General features: G+C 60.0%; 15 protein-coding genes. 10 read left to right on the plus strand and 5 right to left on the minus strand.

Going from position 1 to position 16,073, the window contains the following annotated elements; translation table 11 throughout:
- Positions 1–73 precede the first annotated feature (73 nt).
- Both JOE33_RS10875 and JOE33_RS10880 read left to right on the plus strand, forming a co-directional pair.
- Positions 74–1,801 carry a C13 family peptidase gene (locus JOE33_RS10875; protein ID WP_122529417.1) on the plus strand — a complete coding sequence of 576 codons (1,728 nt, stop codon included), beginning with the start codon at positions 74–76 and terminating at the stop codon, positions 1,799–1,801.
- A gap of 27 nt (positions 1,802–1,828) precedes the next feature.
- The gene (locus JOE33_RS10880; RefSeq protein WP_187625082.1) at positions 1,829–2,470 is read left to right on the plus strand and encodes an NAD(P)H-binding protein; all 642 of its coding nucleotides are present in this window, start codon (positions 1,829–1,831) and stop codon (positions 2,468–2,470) included.
- A 118-nt stretch (positions 2,471–2,588) separates the two neighbouring features.
- Here JOE33_RS10880 and JOE33_RS10885 read toward each other — a convergent pair whose 3' ends face one another.
- The 3 genes from JOE33_RS10885 to mpl are packed head-to-tail and all read right to left on the minus strand — an operon-like array spanning position 2,589 to position 4,841.
- Complete coding sequence (locus JOE33_RS10885) at positions 2,589–2,873, minus strand: YceK/YidQ family lipoprotein (RefSeq protein WP_096140242.1); 285 nt, start codon at positions 2,871–2,873, stop codon at positions 2,589–2,591.
- Complete coding sequence (gene ubiX / locus JOE33_RS10890; protein ID WP_187625081.1) at positions 2,866–3,495, minus strand: flavin prenyltransferase UbiX; 630 nt, start codon at positions 3,493–3,495, stop codon at positions 2,866–2,868. The genes JOE33_RS10885 and ubiX overlap by 8 nt, the downstream gene beginning before the upstream one ends.
- Positions 3,492–4,841, minus strand: a complete 1,350-nt coding sequence (gene mpl / locus JOE33_RS10895; RefSeq protein ID WP_054993603.1) for a UDP-N-acetylmuramate:L-alanyl-gamma-D-glutamyl-meso-diaminopimelate ligase — start codon at positions 4,839–4,841, stop codon at positions 3,492–3,494. The genes ubiX and mpl overlap by 4 nt, the downstream gene beginning before the upstream one ends.
- A 225-nt stretch (positions 4,842–5,066) precedes the next feature.
- On the opposite strand from mpl, the gene JOE33_RS10900 reads away from it, so the two are divergent.
- From JOE33_RS10900 to JOE33_RS10935, 8 genes are all read left to right on the plus strand, one after another.
- Positions 5,067–6,587, plus strand: a complete 1,521-nt coding sequence (locus JOE33_RS10900) for an aldehyde dehydrogenase family protein (RefSeq protein ID WP_032615356.1) — start codon at positions 5,067–5,069, stop codon at positions 6,585–6,587.
- Positions 6,588–7,281: 694 nt separating this feature from the next.
- Positions 7,282–8,676: an ethanolamine ammonia-lyase subunit EutB gene (locus JOE33_RS10905; RefSeq protein ID WP_054993605.1), complete on the plus strand. Its 1,395-nt coding sequence runs from the start codon at positions 7,282–7,284 to the stop codon at positions 8,674–8,676.
- The gene (eutC, locus tag JOE33_RS10910) at positions 8,673–9,536 is read left to right on the plus strand and encodes an ethanolamine ammonia-lyase subunit EutC (RefSeq protein ID WP_010427877.1); all 864 of its coding nucleotides are present in this window, start codon (positions 8,673–8,675) and stop codon (positions 9,534–9,536) included. Before JOE33_RS10905 ends, eutC begins: the two co-directional genes overlap by 4 nt.
- Positions 9,537–9,832: 296 nt before the next feature.
- Positions 9,833–10,480, plus strand: coding sequence for a DedA family protein (locus tag JOE33_RS10915; protein ID WP_032615360.1), 648 nt, complete (start codon positions 9,833–9,835; stop codon positions 10,478–10,480).
- A 3-nt stretch (positions 10,481–10,483) separates the two neighbouring features.
- A complete protein-coding gene (locus JOE33_RS10920) occupies positions 10,484–11,293 on the plus strand; it encodes a M90 family metallopeptidase (RefSeq protein ID WP_187625080.1) in 810 nt (269 codons plus the stop codon).
- Between the two features lie 110 nt (positions 11,294–11,403).
- The gene (ppa, locus tag JOE33_RS10925) at positions 11,404–11,931 is read left to right on the plus strand and encodes an inorganic diphosphatase (RefSeq protein WP_010427871.1); all 528 of its coding nucleotides are present in this window, start codon (positions 11,404–11,406) and stop codon (positions 11,929–11,931) included.
- 357 nt (positions 11,932–12,288) lie between these two features.
- Complete coding sequence (locus JOE33_RS10930; RefSeq protein ID WP_010427869.1) at positions 12,289–13,020, plus strand: XRE family transcriptional regulator; 732 nt, start codon at positions 12,289–12,291, stop codon at positions 13,018–13,020.
- Between the two features lie 391 nt (positions 13,021–13,411).
- Positions 13,412–14,656: a site-specific integrase gene (locus JOE33_RS10935; RefSeq protein WP_187625079.1), complete on the plus strand. Its 1,245-nt coding sequence runs from the start codon at positions 13,412–13,414 to the stop codon at positions 14,654–14,656.
- 9 nt (positions 14,657–14,665) lie between these two features.
- Here JOE33_RS10935 and JOE33_RS10940 read toward each other — a convergent pair whose 3' ends face one another.
- The gene (locus JOE33_RS10940; protein WP_187625078.1) at positions 14,666–14,941 is read right to left on the minus strand and encodes a hypothetical protein; all 276 of its coding nucleotides are present in this window, start codon (positions 14,939–14,941) and stop codon (positions 14,666–14,668) included.
- Positions 14,938–15,918 (minus strand): integrase domain-containing protein, encoded by a 981-nt coding sequence (locus JOE33_RS10945; RefSeq protein WP_187625077.1) that lies wholly within the window; start codon positions 15,916–15,918, stop codon positions 14,938–14,940. Before JOE33_RS10945 ends, JOE33_RS10940 begins: the two co-directional genes overlap by 4 nt.
- Between the last annotated feature and the right edge of the window lie 155 nt (positions 15,919–16,073).

Below are 16,073 nucleotides of genomic sequence, written 5' to 3' on the forward strand. Positions count from 1 at the left end.
CTGCGGTCGTGACCCATAACATCTGCTCAAGCGGAGCCGGGCTCGCCCCTGAATCATTCTTCCGGGATCTCACATGCGCGCGCTCGCTCCATTGGCTTTGACACTCTTGATCGCAGGCTGCGGTGATGGCGAATCGATTTTGCCACCAGACGGTCGACTGCCCGACGGCGGACGCTACCGGGGCGATCTGGTCAACGGCGTCCTGCAGGGCCAGGGCCGCATCGATTACCCCAACGGCAGTTGGTACTCAGGTCAGTTCGAAAACGGCTTGCGGCAAGGCCAGGGTGAATGGCACTCCAGCAACGGCGACGTCTACAAGGGCGGCTTCGAGCAAGGTCTGTTCAATGGCCAGGGCCGACTGACCAATCGCGCTGGCACGAGTTATGTCGGCAGCTTCAAACTTGGCATGCGTGACGGCGAAGGCACCCAGAAAGACAAGGGCGTGCTTTACCGTGGCCAGTTCAAGGCTGGTGTGTACGACGGCCCCGGTCGCCTGGAACTGGAAGACGGCAGCCAGCATCAGGGCATGTTCGCCAATGGCAAGGCCAACGGCGAGGGTTCGCGCAGTGACGCCAGCGGCAACCAGTACAGCGGCAATTTCATCGACGGTCAATTGCAGGGCACCGGCAGCTTTACCAGCACTGACGGCGATCAATACGTCGGCAACTTCCGCAACAGCCAGCTGGACGGCAAGGGGCGCTACGAAAACAGCGACGGCGACGTCTGGAGCGGTGAGTTCAAGGAAGGCGCGCTGACCGGCAAAGGCGAGTTGATCGGCTCTGACGGCAGCCGCTATCAGGGTGACTTCGACAACTGGCGCTTCATGGGTCAGGGCCAGCTGCTACTGGCCGATGGCAGCCGCTACATCGGCCAGTTCGCCGATGACACCTACCAGGGCGACGGCGTGCTGATTTCCGCCGATGGCAAGGAGCAGCGCGGCATCTGGGCCAACGGCCAGCGGATCCGTGATGCCAAAGGCAAATTGCTGCCGGATCCACTTGAAGCCGGGCTGCTGGTCCAGGGTTCGCTGCTGGACAAGGCACTGGCAGCAGTGCCGGCGTCGACACCCGCCACCGAGCTGTACACGCTGGTCGTGGGTGGCGACGGCAAGCAGAGCGTGTTCATGCGCGAGGCGGACTACGTGAGCAATCTGCTCAAGTCGCGCTTCGGTGCCGTCGGGCAAGTCAGCCTGGTCAATCATCGCGATCACATGGATGACCGGCCGATGGCGACGCGTGAAACCATCACCCGCGCGGTGCAGACACTCGCCCAGCGCACCGGCCCGGAAGACCTGGTGTTCATTTACCTGACCAGCCACGGCACTCAGGATCATGAACTGGTGCTCGACCAGCCGCGCCTGTCGCTGGCAGACCTGCCCGCCGACGCACTAGCCGCAGCCCTTGCACCACTGAAGAATCGTGACAAGGTCGTGGTGATTTCAGCCTGTTATTCCGGCGGGTTCATTCCCGACCTGAAAGATGAGCGCACGCTGATCATGACCGCCTCACGCGCCGACCGCGTCTCGTTCGGTTGCTCGGAAGAAGCGGACTTCACTTATTTTGGCGATGCACTATTTGCCAGGGCATTGGTCGAAACCGATGACCTGCAACACGCTTTCAACGAAGCGAAGGCCTATGTTGCGCAACGCGAGACCGAAGACAACTTCGAAGCCTCCGAACCGCAGATATGGGCACCCAAAGGAGTTCTGGCGCGCTGGCAGCAGTTGCGCAAAAGCCAGGCCGAACGCGCGTTGAGCACGGCGTTGAACCGCACGGAAGCGAAGACTTCGAGTAGCCGCTAGGCTTATCAGTATTGAGGGAGAAGCCACATGTACCTGACGCCGCAACACATCCTGCTCGCAGGAGCCACGGGCCTTACAGGCGAGCATTTGCTGGACAGGCTGCTCAGCGAGCCGACCGTCAGCCGCGTGTTGGCACCGACCCGCAAGCCGCTGGCCGAACACTCGCACCTGGAAAACCCGGTCGGCGAGCTGGCGAACCTGCTGCCAACGCTGTCTGGCCGAGTGGACATCGCATTCTGTTGCCTGGGCAGCACGATCAAACAAGCGGGTTCTCAGGACGCCTTCAAGGCGGTTGATCTGGACATGGTCACAGCGTTCGCCAGCCGGGCCCGCGAACTCGGTGCTCGCCACTTGCTGGTAATCAGCGCAATCGGTGCAGATCCGGCGTCCGGTACCTTTTACAACCGTGTCAAAGGCGAAATGGAACAGGCGCTTCGTGCACAGGACTGGCCGCAACTGACCATCGCCCGCCCTTCCCTGCTGGTAGGCAGCCGTCCTGAAACCCGCTGGGTCGAGCAACTGGCGGCGCCTATCGCCAAACTGATCCCCGGCAAATACGGCGCCATCGAAGCCTGCCAACTGGCCCGCGCCCTGTGGCGGCTGGCGCTGGAAGAACAGAACGGCGTACGGATCGTCGAATCGGATGAGCTGCGCAAACTGGGCAAGTGATGATCGCCAGAGCTCAGACGCTGATCGTCCACACGCTCCGCGTGGGAATGCAGTTCGTGACGCTCTGCGTCATCCAAAGGAGCATTACCTGATAACGCAGGTGGTCGCTCTTATACCGCTAAAGCCCGCCCGTAGCCTGAACCCCGAATCCCGCCGCCGTCAGCAATGACAGTGGCAGCAGCAGGGTGTCGAGCAGCGCACTGCCCGGCAGGTCCAGGCCCGGGTAGCTGGGGGCTTGTGCGCCGAATCGGTCTGCAGCACAGCAACCGCCCTGCAGCGCATACATGTTCAACCGCGTACCGGCATACACCACCGGCGCGCCAGGTTTAGCCGCATTGAGCGTGCGTGCCGTCGCGCAGCCGGTTAGCGCCAGCGCAAGCGCGACCAGCAGCAGCTTATTCATCGCCGCCAATATGGTGCTCGCCCCAACGCGGCAGCATGTCCTGAGGAATATTCAGCAGATTGAGGATCCGCGCGACGACAAAATCCACCAGGTCGTCGATGGTCTGCGGCTGGTGATAGAAACCGGGCGAGGCAGGCAGAATGATCGCGCCCATGTTCGACAGCTTGAGCATGTTCTCCAGATGAATACTGGAAAACGGAGCCTCGCGCGGCACCAGAATCAACTGGCGCCGCTCCTTCAGCGTCACGTCAGCGGCGCGCTCGATCAAATTGTTGCAAGCCCCGGTGGCAATTGCCGACAGCGAACCGGTGGAACAAGGCACCACCACCATTGCGCTTGGCGATCCCGAACCGGAGGCCACTGGCGACATCCAGTCGTCGCGTCCATAGACGCGAATCTGCCCGGCAGACGCACCGGTGTACTCCGTCAGAAACGCCTGCATCATCATCGCCTTGGGCGGCAGGCGTACGTCGGTCTCGGTGGCCATCACCAGTTGCGCAGCCTTGGAGATCATGAAATGTACTTCCCGATCCTCACGCACCAGACAATCCAGCAAACGCAGGCCATATTGCGCGCCGGAAGCGCCGGTCATGGCAACGGTAACGCGCTCCGGGCCGCTCATTTCAGCGCCTCTGCCAGCTTGCCATGCAGACCGCCAAAGCCGCCGTTGCTCATGATCACGATGTGCGTACCGGGCTGTGCCTGGCTTTTCACCTGGTCGATGATCGCTTCAATCGAGTCACACACCTGCGCCGGTACAGTCCCCCCGGCCACGGTGGCGGCCAGGTCCCAGCCCAGATTGGGTGGGGCGTACCAGACCACCTGATCCGCCTGACTCACGCTTTCCCGCAGGCCGTCGCGATGCGCGCCAAGCTTCATCGAGTTGGAGCGCGGCTCGATGACCGCAATGATCGATGCATCACCGACCTTCTTGCGCAGGCCATCCAGCGTGGTTGCAATAGCTGTAGGGTGATGAGCGAAGTCATCATAAATAGTGATGCCGCGTACGTCGGCGACCTTTTCCATGCGCCGCTTGACGCTCTTGAACGCACTGAGCGCCTGCACGCCCAGCGACGGTACGACGCCCACATGGCGAGCGGCTGCCAGCGTCGCCAGGGCGTTGGCCACGTTGTGCTGACCGGTCATGTCCCAGTCGACGGTGCCCTGCGGTTCGCCCTCGAACAGCACTTCAAAGCGTGAACCGTCTTCGCTCAACAGCTGCGCCTGCCACTGACCGTTCTGGCCGGTGGTCTGTACCGGCGTCCAGCAACCCATCTCGATGACCCGCGCCAGCGCTGGTTCAGTCGTCGGATGGATTACCAGACCTTCGCTCGGGATGGTACGCACCAGATGGTGAAACTGACGCTCGATGGCCGGCAGGTCGGGGAAGATGTCGGCATGATCGAACTCAAGATTGTTGAGAATCGCGGTCCGTGGACGGTAATGGACGAACTTGGAGCGTTTGTCGAAGAAGGCGCTGTCGTATTCATCGGCCTCGACTACAAAGAACGGGGTCTCGCCCAGACGCGCCGACACGGCGAAGTTCTGCGGGATGCCACCGATCAGGAAGCCGGGACTCATGCCCGCGTGTTCCAGCACCCAGGCCAGCATGCTGCTGGTGGTGGTCTTGCCGTGCGTGCCGGCCACGGCCAGTACCCAGCGGCCTTGCAGCACATGGTCCGCCAGCCACTGCGGGCCAGACACATACGGCAAACCTTTGTTGAGCACATATTCTACTGCCGGGTTGCCGCGCGACAGCGCGTTGCCGACCACCACCAGATCAGGCGCCGGGTCCAGTTGTGCAGGGTCGTAGCCCTGGGTCAGCTCGATGCCCTGGGCTTGCAGCTGGGTGCTCATCGGTGGATAGACGTTGGCGTCGGAGCCCGTGACCCGGTGCCCCAACTCTTTGGCGAGCACCGCCAGAGACCCCATGAACGTGCCGCAGATACCAAGGATATGAATATGCATGACCAACCTCTCAGAACATCCACGCAGGTTAACGTAGGGACGGTGAAATGGCACCCTGAGTTTGTCCGTTGTCTTGCGCGCACGCCCCATTTCAATGCCCGGCAGATAAGCCTAAAGTCCTAGCCACGGCCGAATGCAAATGGCCTATTCTTGAACGCTTATTGTCAGCTACCCGAAAGCAGAATCGATACAGACTCCCTCACAACAAGAACCAGGAGACATACCATGCGTTACGCTCATCCCGGTACCGAAGGCGCTATCGTCAACTTCAAGGAGCGCTACGGTAACTACATCGGCGGCGAGTTCGTCGCGCCGGTCAAAGGCCAGTATTTCACCAACACCTCGCCGGTCACCGGCAAGGCCATCGCAGAATTTCCGCGTTCCACCGCCGAAGACATCGACAAGGCGCTCGACGCTGCGCACGCCGCCGCTGCAGGCTGGGGCTCGACCTCGGTACAGGCCCGCTCGCTGGTCCTGCTGAAGATTGCCGACCGCATCGAAGCCAATCTGGAAGTCCTGGCCATCACCGAAACCTGGGACAACGGCAAGGCGATCCGCGAAACCCTCAACGCCGACATCCCGCTGGCCGCCGACCACTTCCGCTACTTCGCCGGCGTGCTGCGCGCGCAGGAAGGCAGCGCCGCCGAAATCGACGGCAACACCGTGGCCTATCACATTCATGAGCCGCTGGGCGTGGTCGGGCAGATCATCCCGTGGAACTTCCCGATCCTGATGGCCGCCTGGAAACTCGCCCCTGCGCTGGCTGCCGGTAATTGCATCGTGCTCAAACCTGCCGAGCAGACGCCGCTGGGCATCAGCGTGCTGATCGAGCTGATCGGCGACCTGTTGCCTCCTGGCGTGCTGAACATCGTGCAGGGTTATGGCCGCGAAGCGGGTGAGGCGCTGGCCAGCAGCAAACGCATCGCCAAAATCGCCTTCACCGGCTCGACGCCCGTCGGCTCGCACATCATGAAACTGGCGGCAGACAACATCATCCCGTCCACCGTAGAACTGGGCGGCAAGTCGCCGAACATCTTCTTCGAAGACATCATGAGCGCCGAGCCGGAGTTCATCGAAAAGGCCGCCGAAGGCCTGGTGCTGGCGTTCTTCAATCAGGGCGAAGTCTGCACCTGTCCGTCCCGCGCGCTGGTGCAGGAGTCGATCTACCCACAGTTCATGGAAGCGGTGATGCGCAAGGTCGAGAAGATCAAGCGCGGCGACCCGCTGGACACCGACACCATGGTCGGCGCCCAGGCCTCCGAGCAACAGTTCGACAAGATTCTTTCGTACCTGGACATCGCCAAGGGCGAAGGCGCCGAACTGTTGACCGGCGGCAAAGTGGAGAAGCTGGAGGGCAACCTGTCCACCGGCTACTACATCCAGCCGACGCTGCTCAAAGGCAACAACAAAATGCGCGTGTTTCAGGAAGAGATCTTCGGCCCGGTTGTCAGCGTCACGACCTTCAAGGACGAAGCAGAAGCCGTGGCCATCGCCAACGATACCGAGTTCGGCCTGGGCGCAGGCCTGTGGACCCGCGACATCAACCGCGCCTACCGCGTGGGCCGGGCCATCAAGGCCGGCCGCGTGTGGACCAACTGCTACCACCTGTACCCGGCACACGCCGCGTTCGGTGGCTACAAGAAATCCGGCGTCGGCCGCGAAACCCACAAGATCGCGCTTGAGCATTATCAGCAGACCAAAAACCTGCTGGTGAGCTACGACACCAACCCGCTGGGCTTTTTCTAGCACCAGCCCCGCGATGATCGTCCCCACGCGCTGCGTGGGGACGCCTTTCCAGACGCTCTGCGTCCGATCCTGAATGCCGTCTCAAGATGTCTATCCGTTCCCATGCTCCGCGTGGGGACGCCTTTCCAGACGATCTGCGTCCGATCCTGCACGCCGTCTCAGGATGTTTATCGTTCCCATGCTCCGCGTGGGAATGCCTTTCTGGACGCTCTGCGTCCGATCCTGTACTCCGTCTCAAGATGTTTATTGTTCCCATGCTCCGCGTGGGAATGCCTTTCTGGACGCTCTGCGTCCGATCCTGTACGCCGTCTCAGGATGTTTATCGTTCCCATGCTCCGCGTGGGAATGCCTTTCTGGACGCTCTGCGTCCGATCCTGTACGCCGTCTCAGGATGTTTATCGTTCCCATGCTCCGCGTGGGAATGCCTTTCTGGACGCTCTGCGTCCGATCTTGAATGCGCGGTGTCAGCACGATAATCATCTCAAACAGCATCGCGCACCAACCCTGTGCATCGCGCCCTGGCGTGATGCATCTTTCCTCTGAATACTCTGCTCATAGTTGCAAACTCGCACTCCCGGTCAGGGTGGAGTATTAATTGCTTTCATCTCTTCCCACAGTCGCTTGAAGCGGGGCGTACCCGTTTCACCGAAAGACTACGTCCGACGCAAGCAGCGCGACGTCATGGAGAATCTGTATGGCGAGCTTTTCCCACTCTGTCGGTGCGCAGACGTACCGCTTCGACAGCCTCAAAGAAGTGATGGCCAAGGCCAGTCCTGCGCGCTCCGGTGATTATCTGGCCGAAGTCGCGGCGCAGAACGACGGCGAGCGAGTAGCCGCGCAGATGGCGCTGGCGAACATTCCGCTCAAGCACTTTCTTGAAGAAGCCCTGATCCCTTACGAGCAGGACGAAGTTACCCGGTTGATCATCGACACCCACGACAAGCTGGCGTTTGCTCCGGTCAGCCACCTGACAGTCGGCGGCTTTCGCGACTGGCTGCTCAGCGACAAGGCCGACGAAACCACTCTGCGTGCGCTGGGCCCGGGCCTGACTCCGGAAATGGCCGCTGCCGTTTCAAAGATCATGCGCGTACAGGATCTGGTGCTGGTGGCGCAGAAAATCCGCGTGGTGACGCGCTTCCGCAACACCATGGGCCTGCGCGGCCGGCTGTCGACACGTCTGCAACCCAATCACCCCACCGACGACCCGTCCGGCATTGCAGCCAGCGTGCTCGACGGCCTGCTGTACGGCAATGGTGATGCCATGATCGGCATCAACCCGGCCACCGACAGCACCTCGTCCATCGTTGCCCTGCTGGAAATGCTCGACGCCATCGTCCAGCGCTATGAAATCCCGACGCAGTCCTGCGTGCTGACCCACGTCACCACGTCTATCGAAGTGATCAACCGTGGCGTGCCGGTCGACCTGGTGTTTCAGTCAATCACCGGCACTGAAGCCGCCAATGCCAGCTTCGGCATCAGCCTCAAGCTGTTGCAGGAAGGCTATGAAGCGGGCCTGAGCCTGAACCGCGGCACCCTCGGGCAAAACCTGATGTATTTCGAAACCGGCCAAGGCAGCGCGCTGTCGGCCAACGCGCATCATGGCGTCGACCAGCAGACCTGCGAGACCCGCGCCTACGCCGTCGCCCGGCATTTCAACCCGTTCCTGGTCAACACAGTGGTCGGTTTCATCGGCCCCGAGTATCTGTACAACGGCAAACAGATCATTCGCGCCGGTCTGGAGGATCACTTCTGCGGCAAGCTGCTGGGCGTGCCGATGGGCTGTGACATTTGCTATACCAACCACGCAGAAGCCGATCAGGACGACATGGACACCCTGCTGACCCTGCTGGGCGTCGCGGGGATCAACTTCATCATGGGCATCCCCGGCTCCGACGACATCATGCTCAACTACCAGACCACCTCCTTCCACGACGCGCTGTACGCGAGGCAAAGCCTGGGCCTGCGTCCTGCACCGGAATACGAAGCCTGGCTGGAGAAAATGGGCATCTTCACCCAGGCCGACGGCCGTGTGCGCTTCGGCGACAGCCTGCCGCCGGCCTTCCGTCAGGCACTGGCGCATCTAGCATGAGTGACGAGCCGATGAACGAACTACAAGACGGCGCCATCCCCGCCAATCCATGGCTGGAACTGCGCCGCCTGACCCCCGCGCGCATTGCGCTGGGTCGTACCGGCACCAGCCTGCCGACCTCTGCGCAGCTGGATTTTCAAGCCGCGCATGCGCAGGCACGTGATGCAGTGCATCTGGCCTTCGACCATGCCGCGATCAGCGCGCAACTGAATGAAAAAGGCCGTGAAACCCTGTTGCTGCACAGCGCCGCCGTCGACCGGGACAGTTACCTGCAGCGCCCGGACCTGGGCCGTCGCCTGAATGACGAATCAGCGCAGACGTTGCGCGACTTCGCCGCCGCTCATCCGGGCGGCGTCGATCTGGCGATAGTGGTCGCCGACGGTCTGTCCGCCCTGGCGGTGCATCGACATGCGGTGCCTTTCCTCATGCGCCTGGAAGAACAGGCCAGCGCTGAGGGCTGGTCCCTGTCGCCAGTGATCATGGTCGAGCAGGGCCGCGTCGCAGTGGCCGATGAAGTCGGCGAACTGCTGGGTGCGAAGATGGTGGTCATCCTGATCGGCGAGCGCCCTGGCCTTAGCTCTCCGGACAGTCTGGGCCTGTACTTCACCTACGCACCGAAGGTCGGGTTGAATGATGCGCACCGTAACTGTATTTCCAATGTACGCCTTGAAGGCCTGAGCTACGGCATGGCCGCTCATCGGCTGCTGTACCTGATGCGCGAGGCCTGCAGACGGCAGATTTCCGGGGTCAACCTGAAAGACGAGGCTGAACTGCAGATTCTGGAAGCAGACGGCGCTGACGATCACTCAGATAAACCCATCGGCAATTTCCTCCTCGACGGCCCTGCAGCGCCGCACTAGCTCCCTCACTGGATTGTGCCGTTCAAAGTCGCCGGGCAGATTTGCGTAATCATCCCGGCGTCCGGCATCAGCCCGGATGAACGTTGCGGCCTGACCATTGGGCTCATCAAGCAGCGCCCGAATACCTCGACCTGCTGTTCCCGCCGCTTATGAAAACCTTACCGCTCACACCCCATTCAAAGCCGCCGCTTATTCCGAAGCCCCTTCTGTGCATTCTGCTTCTATAATGCCGCGCATACCGCACAGTCGTTTTCTCCGCATGCGACCCCGGACAGGGTCTCGCCTCAGGTGCCTTAATGGAATTCAACCCGCTCGACCTTATTCTGCATCTCGACGTTTACCTTGACCTGTTGGTGACCAACTACGGCACATGGGTCTACGCGATTCTGTTTCTGGTGATTTTCTGCGAGACCGGGCTGGTGATCATGCCCTTCCTGCCAGGCGACTCGCTGCTGTTCATCGCCGGCGCCGTGGCTGCCGGTGGCGGCATGGACCCGGTGCTGCTGGCCGGGTTGTTGATGCTCGCGGCGATTCTGGGCGACAGCACTAACTACGTGATCGGCCGCACAGCGGGCGAAAAGCTGTTCAGCAACCCGACCTCGCGAATCTTCCGCCGCGACTACCTGCTGCGCACCCAGGATTTCTACGCACGCCACGGCGGCAAGACCGTCACGCTGGCGCGCTTCCTGCCGATTATCCGCACCTTCGCGCCGTTTGTGGCCGGTGTGGGCAGAATGTCCTATCCGCGCTTCGTGGGCTTCAGCGTGCTGGGTTCGGTGCTGTGGGTCGGCAGCCTGATAACACTGGGCTTCTTCTTCGGCAACGTACCATTCATCAAGCAGAACCTGACCTTTCTGGTCCTGGCAATCATCCTGCTGTCGCTGGTGCCGATGATCATCGGCGTGGTGCGCAGCCGCACCGTGCGTCCGGTCGACGCGCGCTGAATCATGTGGTCATTCAGCAACTGGCGCAGGCAGCGCAAGCTTGCCAGACACCCGGTTGCTGACGAGCTGTGGCAGAACGTGTGCGCACGTCTGCCGATCCTCGATGGTCTGAGCAAAGCGCAGCACGCGCAACTGCGTGACGCCTGCGTGCTGTTTCTGCATGACAAACACCTCAGCGCGCTGCCGGGCGTTGATCTGGATGACGAGCAACGGCTGTTTCTCGCCGCACAGGCGCAACTGCCGCTGCTGAACCTGGGCGGACTGAACTGGTATCAGGGTTTTCATGAAATCGTGCTGTACCCCGACGACTTCGTCAGCCCGCAGCGCCATCGCGATGCCAGCGGCGTCGAACACGAGTGGGATGGCGAGCACAGCGGCGAAGCCTGGCTGCAGGGCCCGGTGATTCTGGCCTGGCCTGGTGTATTGAGCAGCGGCGGCTGGGATGGCTACAACCTGGTAATCCATGAGCTGGCGCACAAGCTCGACATGCTCAACGGCGACGCCAATGGCCTGCCGCCGCTGCACAGCGATATGCAGGTGACCGAATGGGCCCGCGTCATGCAAAGCGCGTTCAATGATCTCAATCGGCAACTGGACCACGACCCCGACGCCGAACCCGCCATCGATCCCTATGCCGCCGAAGATCCGGCCGAGTTCTTCGCCGTGACCAGCGAATACTTCTTCAGCGCGCCTGATCTGCTGCACGGCAGTTACCCGGCAGTCTACGAGCAACTGAAAGCGTTCTACCGTCAGGACACCCTGGCGCGGCTTGACCTGATGCGTCGACAAGACCCGGCTTACCGGGACAGCTGACCGCCTCCAAGGCCATGCGTGGCAACCAAAACAGAATATGCCTATAATCCGGACCACTTTATGGCGGTTCGCGCCACAATCTGTCTGGTCAACTAGGGGGGCAATGCCCAATGAGCTACAGCAAGATTCCGGCTGGTAAAGACCTGCCGAACGACATCTACGTCGCCATCGAAATCCCGGCCAACCACGCGCCGATCAAATACGAAATCGACAAAGATTCCGATTGCCTGTTCGTTGACCGTTTCATGGCCACCCCAATGTTCTACCCGGCCAACTATGGTTTCATCCCCAACACCCTGGCTGACGACGGCGACCCGCTGGACGTGCTGGTGGTAACCCCATACCCGGTTACCCCAGGCTCGGTTATCCGCGCACGCCCGGTCGGCATCCTGCACATGACTGACGACGGCGGCGGCGATGCCAAGGTTATCGCAGTGCCACACGACAAGCTGTCCCAGATTTACGTCGACGTGAAAGAGTACACCGACTTGCCGCCGCTGCTGCTCGAGCAGATCAAGCACTTCTTCGAGAACTACAAGGATCTCGAAAAAGGCAAATGGGTGAAGATCGAAGGTTGGGGCAACGCTGATGCTGCCCGTGCCGAGATCACCAAATCGGTTGCAGCGTTCAAAGGCTGATCATCGATCTGGCGTTTCAGGGCACGCCACACGCGTGCCCTGAAACACGCTTGTCCCCCTCCTCGCTGCACCTCCCCGCACACCTCGCTCGCTGAAACACAACCACCCGTTTTTTTTGCAGCGCGCACGTTTAAAAATGCGCCCGGCTTTTAGACATTCGATAAACAGTTCGTTAATGCCCGTATAGCGGGGGTAAACGCGCAATACGTCGTTTAGCCAAAAAAGCACTATTACGGAATCCACCTACACGACATTCATTCCATCCGTAGTCCGGATAGCCATGCGCACCCCGGGATAAGGTCGACGTCAACACCTCGTTCATTTAAACGCCCCGGCGACGTCCGTAGACTTCGCCCTATGAATACATCAGGTGATCGACTCCGCATCCTCCTTCGGGAGTGCCATCTCACAGCGACTGATTTTGCCGCCAACCGCAAAATCACGCCGCAACACGTCAATAACTGGTTCAAGCGCGGCGTGCCCATGGCGCGGATTGACGAGGTGGCTGAACTGTTGACCGTCAACGCCCGCTGGCTGCGCACCGGCGAAGGCCCCAAACACCCTAACGACTGTGCCAATGAAAACACTGGCGGCGATACCCGCGTCATCATTCATCAGGCCAGAAACGTGTCGCGCGGCGACGTGGAAATCCAGATATTCATGGAAGCCGAATCCACCCACGGCGTCGGCAAGACCGTCCTCGCCGAAGCCCCCGGACAGAAAATCCGCCTACCCCTGCAAGTCCTGCAGAATATGGGCATCGACCCGAAAAACTGCATGTGCGTCGCCATGGTTGGCAACAGCATGGCCGACAAGATCCAGGACGGCTCGATCCTCGGCGTAGACCGCGAACTGACCCAGGTCATCGACGGCGAAATCTACGCACTCGAACACGGCGGCATCCTGCGCGTCCGCTACCTCTACCGCCTCCCCAACGGCGGCCTGCGCCTGCGCAGCCACAACGACGCCGAATACCCGGACGAACTGTTCAGCGCCGAAGACATCGACCGGGAGAAAATACGGATTCTGGGCTGGATATTCTGGTGGTCGACGCTGAACAGCCGACGTAATGCCATGCTGCTGTTATGAGGCGTTCGCGGTTGAAAGGCATTCGGGCTGGGCATGGAAGGCGAACTTCAGTATCCTGTTCGCCATCCAGAGCACCTGACGCAGTCATGCGATGCGGTGTTTGAACGGGGCATGTGATCCGTTTGCCTTGTTGCCTATTCGCGCTTCTTCAAGAGGCGCACCTGTTGAAGGCGATTGCGGTCTATCAAAAATAGATCAGAACCGCCTACGAGAAGCCGGCCACAAGCCGGCTTTTTAATGTCTTTTTGAAAGCCATCCTCATCTACTGAAAATCGCGAGAGCCTTGCTAGATCAAGGGTTTCAACCTATTTTTGTTCCTGTGACTTCCGTTTTGATCCGAGGCGTTCCACGCGTAAGTGGGGGAACAAGTGGGGGAACAGAGGGCAAAAAAATGGGTAAACTGACCGCCAATCAAGTCAAGAGTCTGGTTGAGGCTGGGACGTACGAAGACGGTGAAGGGCTTCGTCTTTTGGTGAAACCCTCAGGACGAAAAACCTGGGTACTCCGCTTTCAATTGAACGGCAAACGCAGGGAGATGGGTCTGGGGAGTTACCCTCAGCTCGACCTGAAAAAAGCCCGCGCAGCCGCCTATGAAAATAAAGTCCAGATCCTCAATGGTACTGATCCACTCGCGAAACGACAGGCTGCACAAGCCGCTCAGCGGGAAGCCACTCGCCGGGAACTGGCGCAGTTGATTGCCTTCGAGAAGCTGGCCTCTGACTACCGAGACGCCCATGAATCAAGCTGGTCGGCGAAATGGCGCAAGGGCTGGTTGAGGAAACTTGAGTTCTATGCTTTCCCTACTATAGGGAAGCTGTCAGCCGACCAGATCGAGACCAAACATCTGATCAATGCGTTACAACCAATCTGGTCAAGCAAAACACGGACGGCAGACGAGGTTCGAGGGCAAATCGAACAGATCCTGGATGCCGCCAGAACCCGAGGTCTCAGAACCGGAGAGAACCCGGCACGCTGGCGCGGCCATCTGGAAAACCTGCTCAGCCGACATGAGAAGAAGAAAGCTCGCAAACGCCTGCATCATCCCGCGCTGAATTGGCAGGACCTGCCGAAGCTCATGGAGGCCTTGCGTAAGGACACCAGCCACGCTTCTGTTGCAGCTCAGTTACTGATCCTAACCGGCGCTCGCTCACACATGGTCCGATTCGCGCGCTGGGATGAATTCGACCTTGAGTCCGGTCGCTGGTCTTTGCCCGACGAGCGAATGAAGACCCGCCAGGCTTTCGCGATCCCACTGGCGCCAGAGGTCGTCTCACTACTCAAGAATCTTCCCAAGCTCGGCCGCGAAAGCCCTTATGTATTTCCAGGGAGTGGTCGTAGCGGCATCATGCATGCCAACGGCATTCGTAACCTATTGCACGGGCTCGGTTACGAAAGCATCACTCGCCACGGATTCCGCTCAACGTTCCGCGACTGGGCGGGCGAGCAGACCAGTTTCCCTCGAGAGATTTGTGAACTGTCACTGGCTCATGATCAGCGAGGTGAAACCGAAAGCGCTTACTCACGATCTGACTTCTTCGAAAAGCGTCGAGAGCTGATGAAGGTTTGGGCTCAGTACGCTACATCCAAAGGTGGCAGCGATAGTGAGATTATCCGGAACGACGCAGGAACGCGCTAATGATCAAGTTTAGCGGTTGAACTGCCAGGATTTCCCTAAACGAAGAGTGAGCAATTGGATGGTCAGCAGAAAGTAATAGCGCGTCGATTCCGCGTGCAGGTTCACGTGGTGCTTTAAAAACCATGCGAGATGCTTTTGCTGCCAAGTCCATGGATTGTCACGTTGCCAGCACTCAGCTATCGCTGTTTGGATAGCCTTCGCCTGACGGAGGTGACGTTGACGGGTGGTGTGCGACCCGGTCAGGACGCTCACCAGGAACAGTTCCATATCGAATGGCTTGCTCACGCTCGACCACCAATGTAAGCCGAAACCACGTCGATACGTCCGTGCCCCAGCTCATAGCTGACTTGTTCTCGAGCCTCTTGATCGAGGCGCTGGTCGAGCTGGTAGCACTTGCCTCCGTTAATGGGGGCGGGATGATGGGTAATCTGCTCATAGCGTTCGCACGCATAGGCCGCCCGCAATTCGTGGAAGCCTTTGAGGTTGTTCGTATGGAGGATCTCCCGTGCAGGGCGGACGATCTGCCGATGAAAATCGAGGTAGCTTTCGTGCGGCGCAAGTAGGTTGTGGCTACCGTCGGGCGAGACCTGTTCGGCAAATCTCAGTGCGTCACGAATATGATCATCTACCGTAATCCAGCGAGGTGCCGACGCACCGGATCGGCCACCTTTGGTGCCGTCCTGAATATTAATCTTGCCGAATTGTTCGGTTTCGCACTTTAGGCGCGGAAGGTTAGCCAAAATGGTCTCGCGCAAGCGCATCCCGGTGGCTCGCGCTAACTGTGCGATGGCCGCGGCGCGCGGCATTTGGTGTTCGCAGAGCACGTCGACGATCCGTTTCACGTGCTCGCGGTCTTGGCCTTGCGGTACCGCGCGACGAACACAGGTGCGTCGCATCCCTAGCACCTTGCTCGGGCTCGGCACTTTCACATACTGATCACCACGAAGCGCGGCCATGGTCCGGTTCACGCTGGATAACCGGTTTTGCGCGGTGGCGATGCCGATAGCCCCTTGTTCAATTTGTTTGCACAGATGTCCGGCATAGTCCAACAAGATCTGCCGATCTATCTGCCGTGAATCGTTATACCCTGGCCCATCTTCCGACCGACACCAACGCACAAACGCCTGCCAGCGATCACTGTGTGCTTTGACGGTACCGTAATGCCCCCCGCCAAACAGATCTTTCAATGCCTGTGGCCCGGCATAGCTCAACTGCCGACCATAGCCAAAATTGCGTCCATCTCGCCTACCCACCAGTGCCATGATCGAACTCCTCTCGAAGCCAAAACTTTTAAAACCTTCCCCACGTCATCCCGCCACAAATGTTGAGTGTTATCAGGGATCAAGGCCCCTGCGACCTGTGAGGGTTGTCCACTAACGCGGGACTGACGGCTCTTTACGACCGGGAGCTTGGGCAT

Source organism: Pseudomonas sp. PvP027, assembly GCF_017833005.1.
GTDB lineage: Bacteria > Pseudomonadota > Gammaproteobacteria > Pseudomonadales > Pseudomonadaceae > Aquipseudomonas > Aquipseudomonas congelans.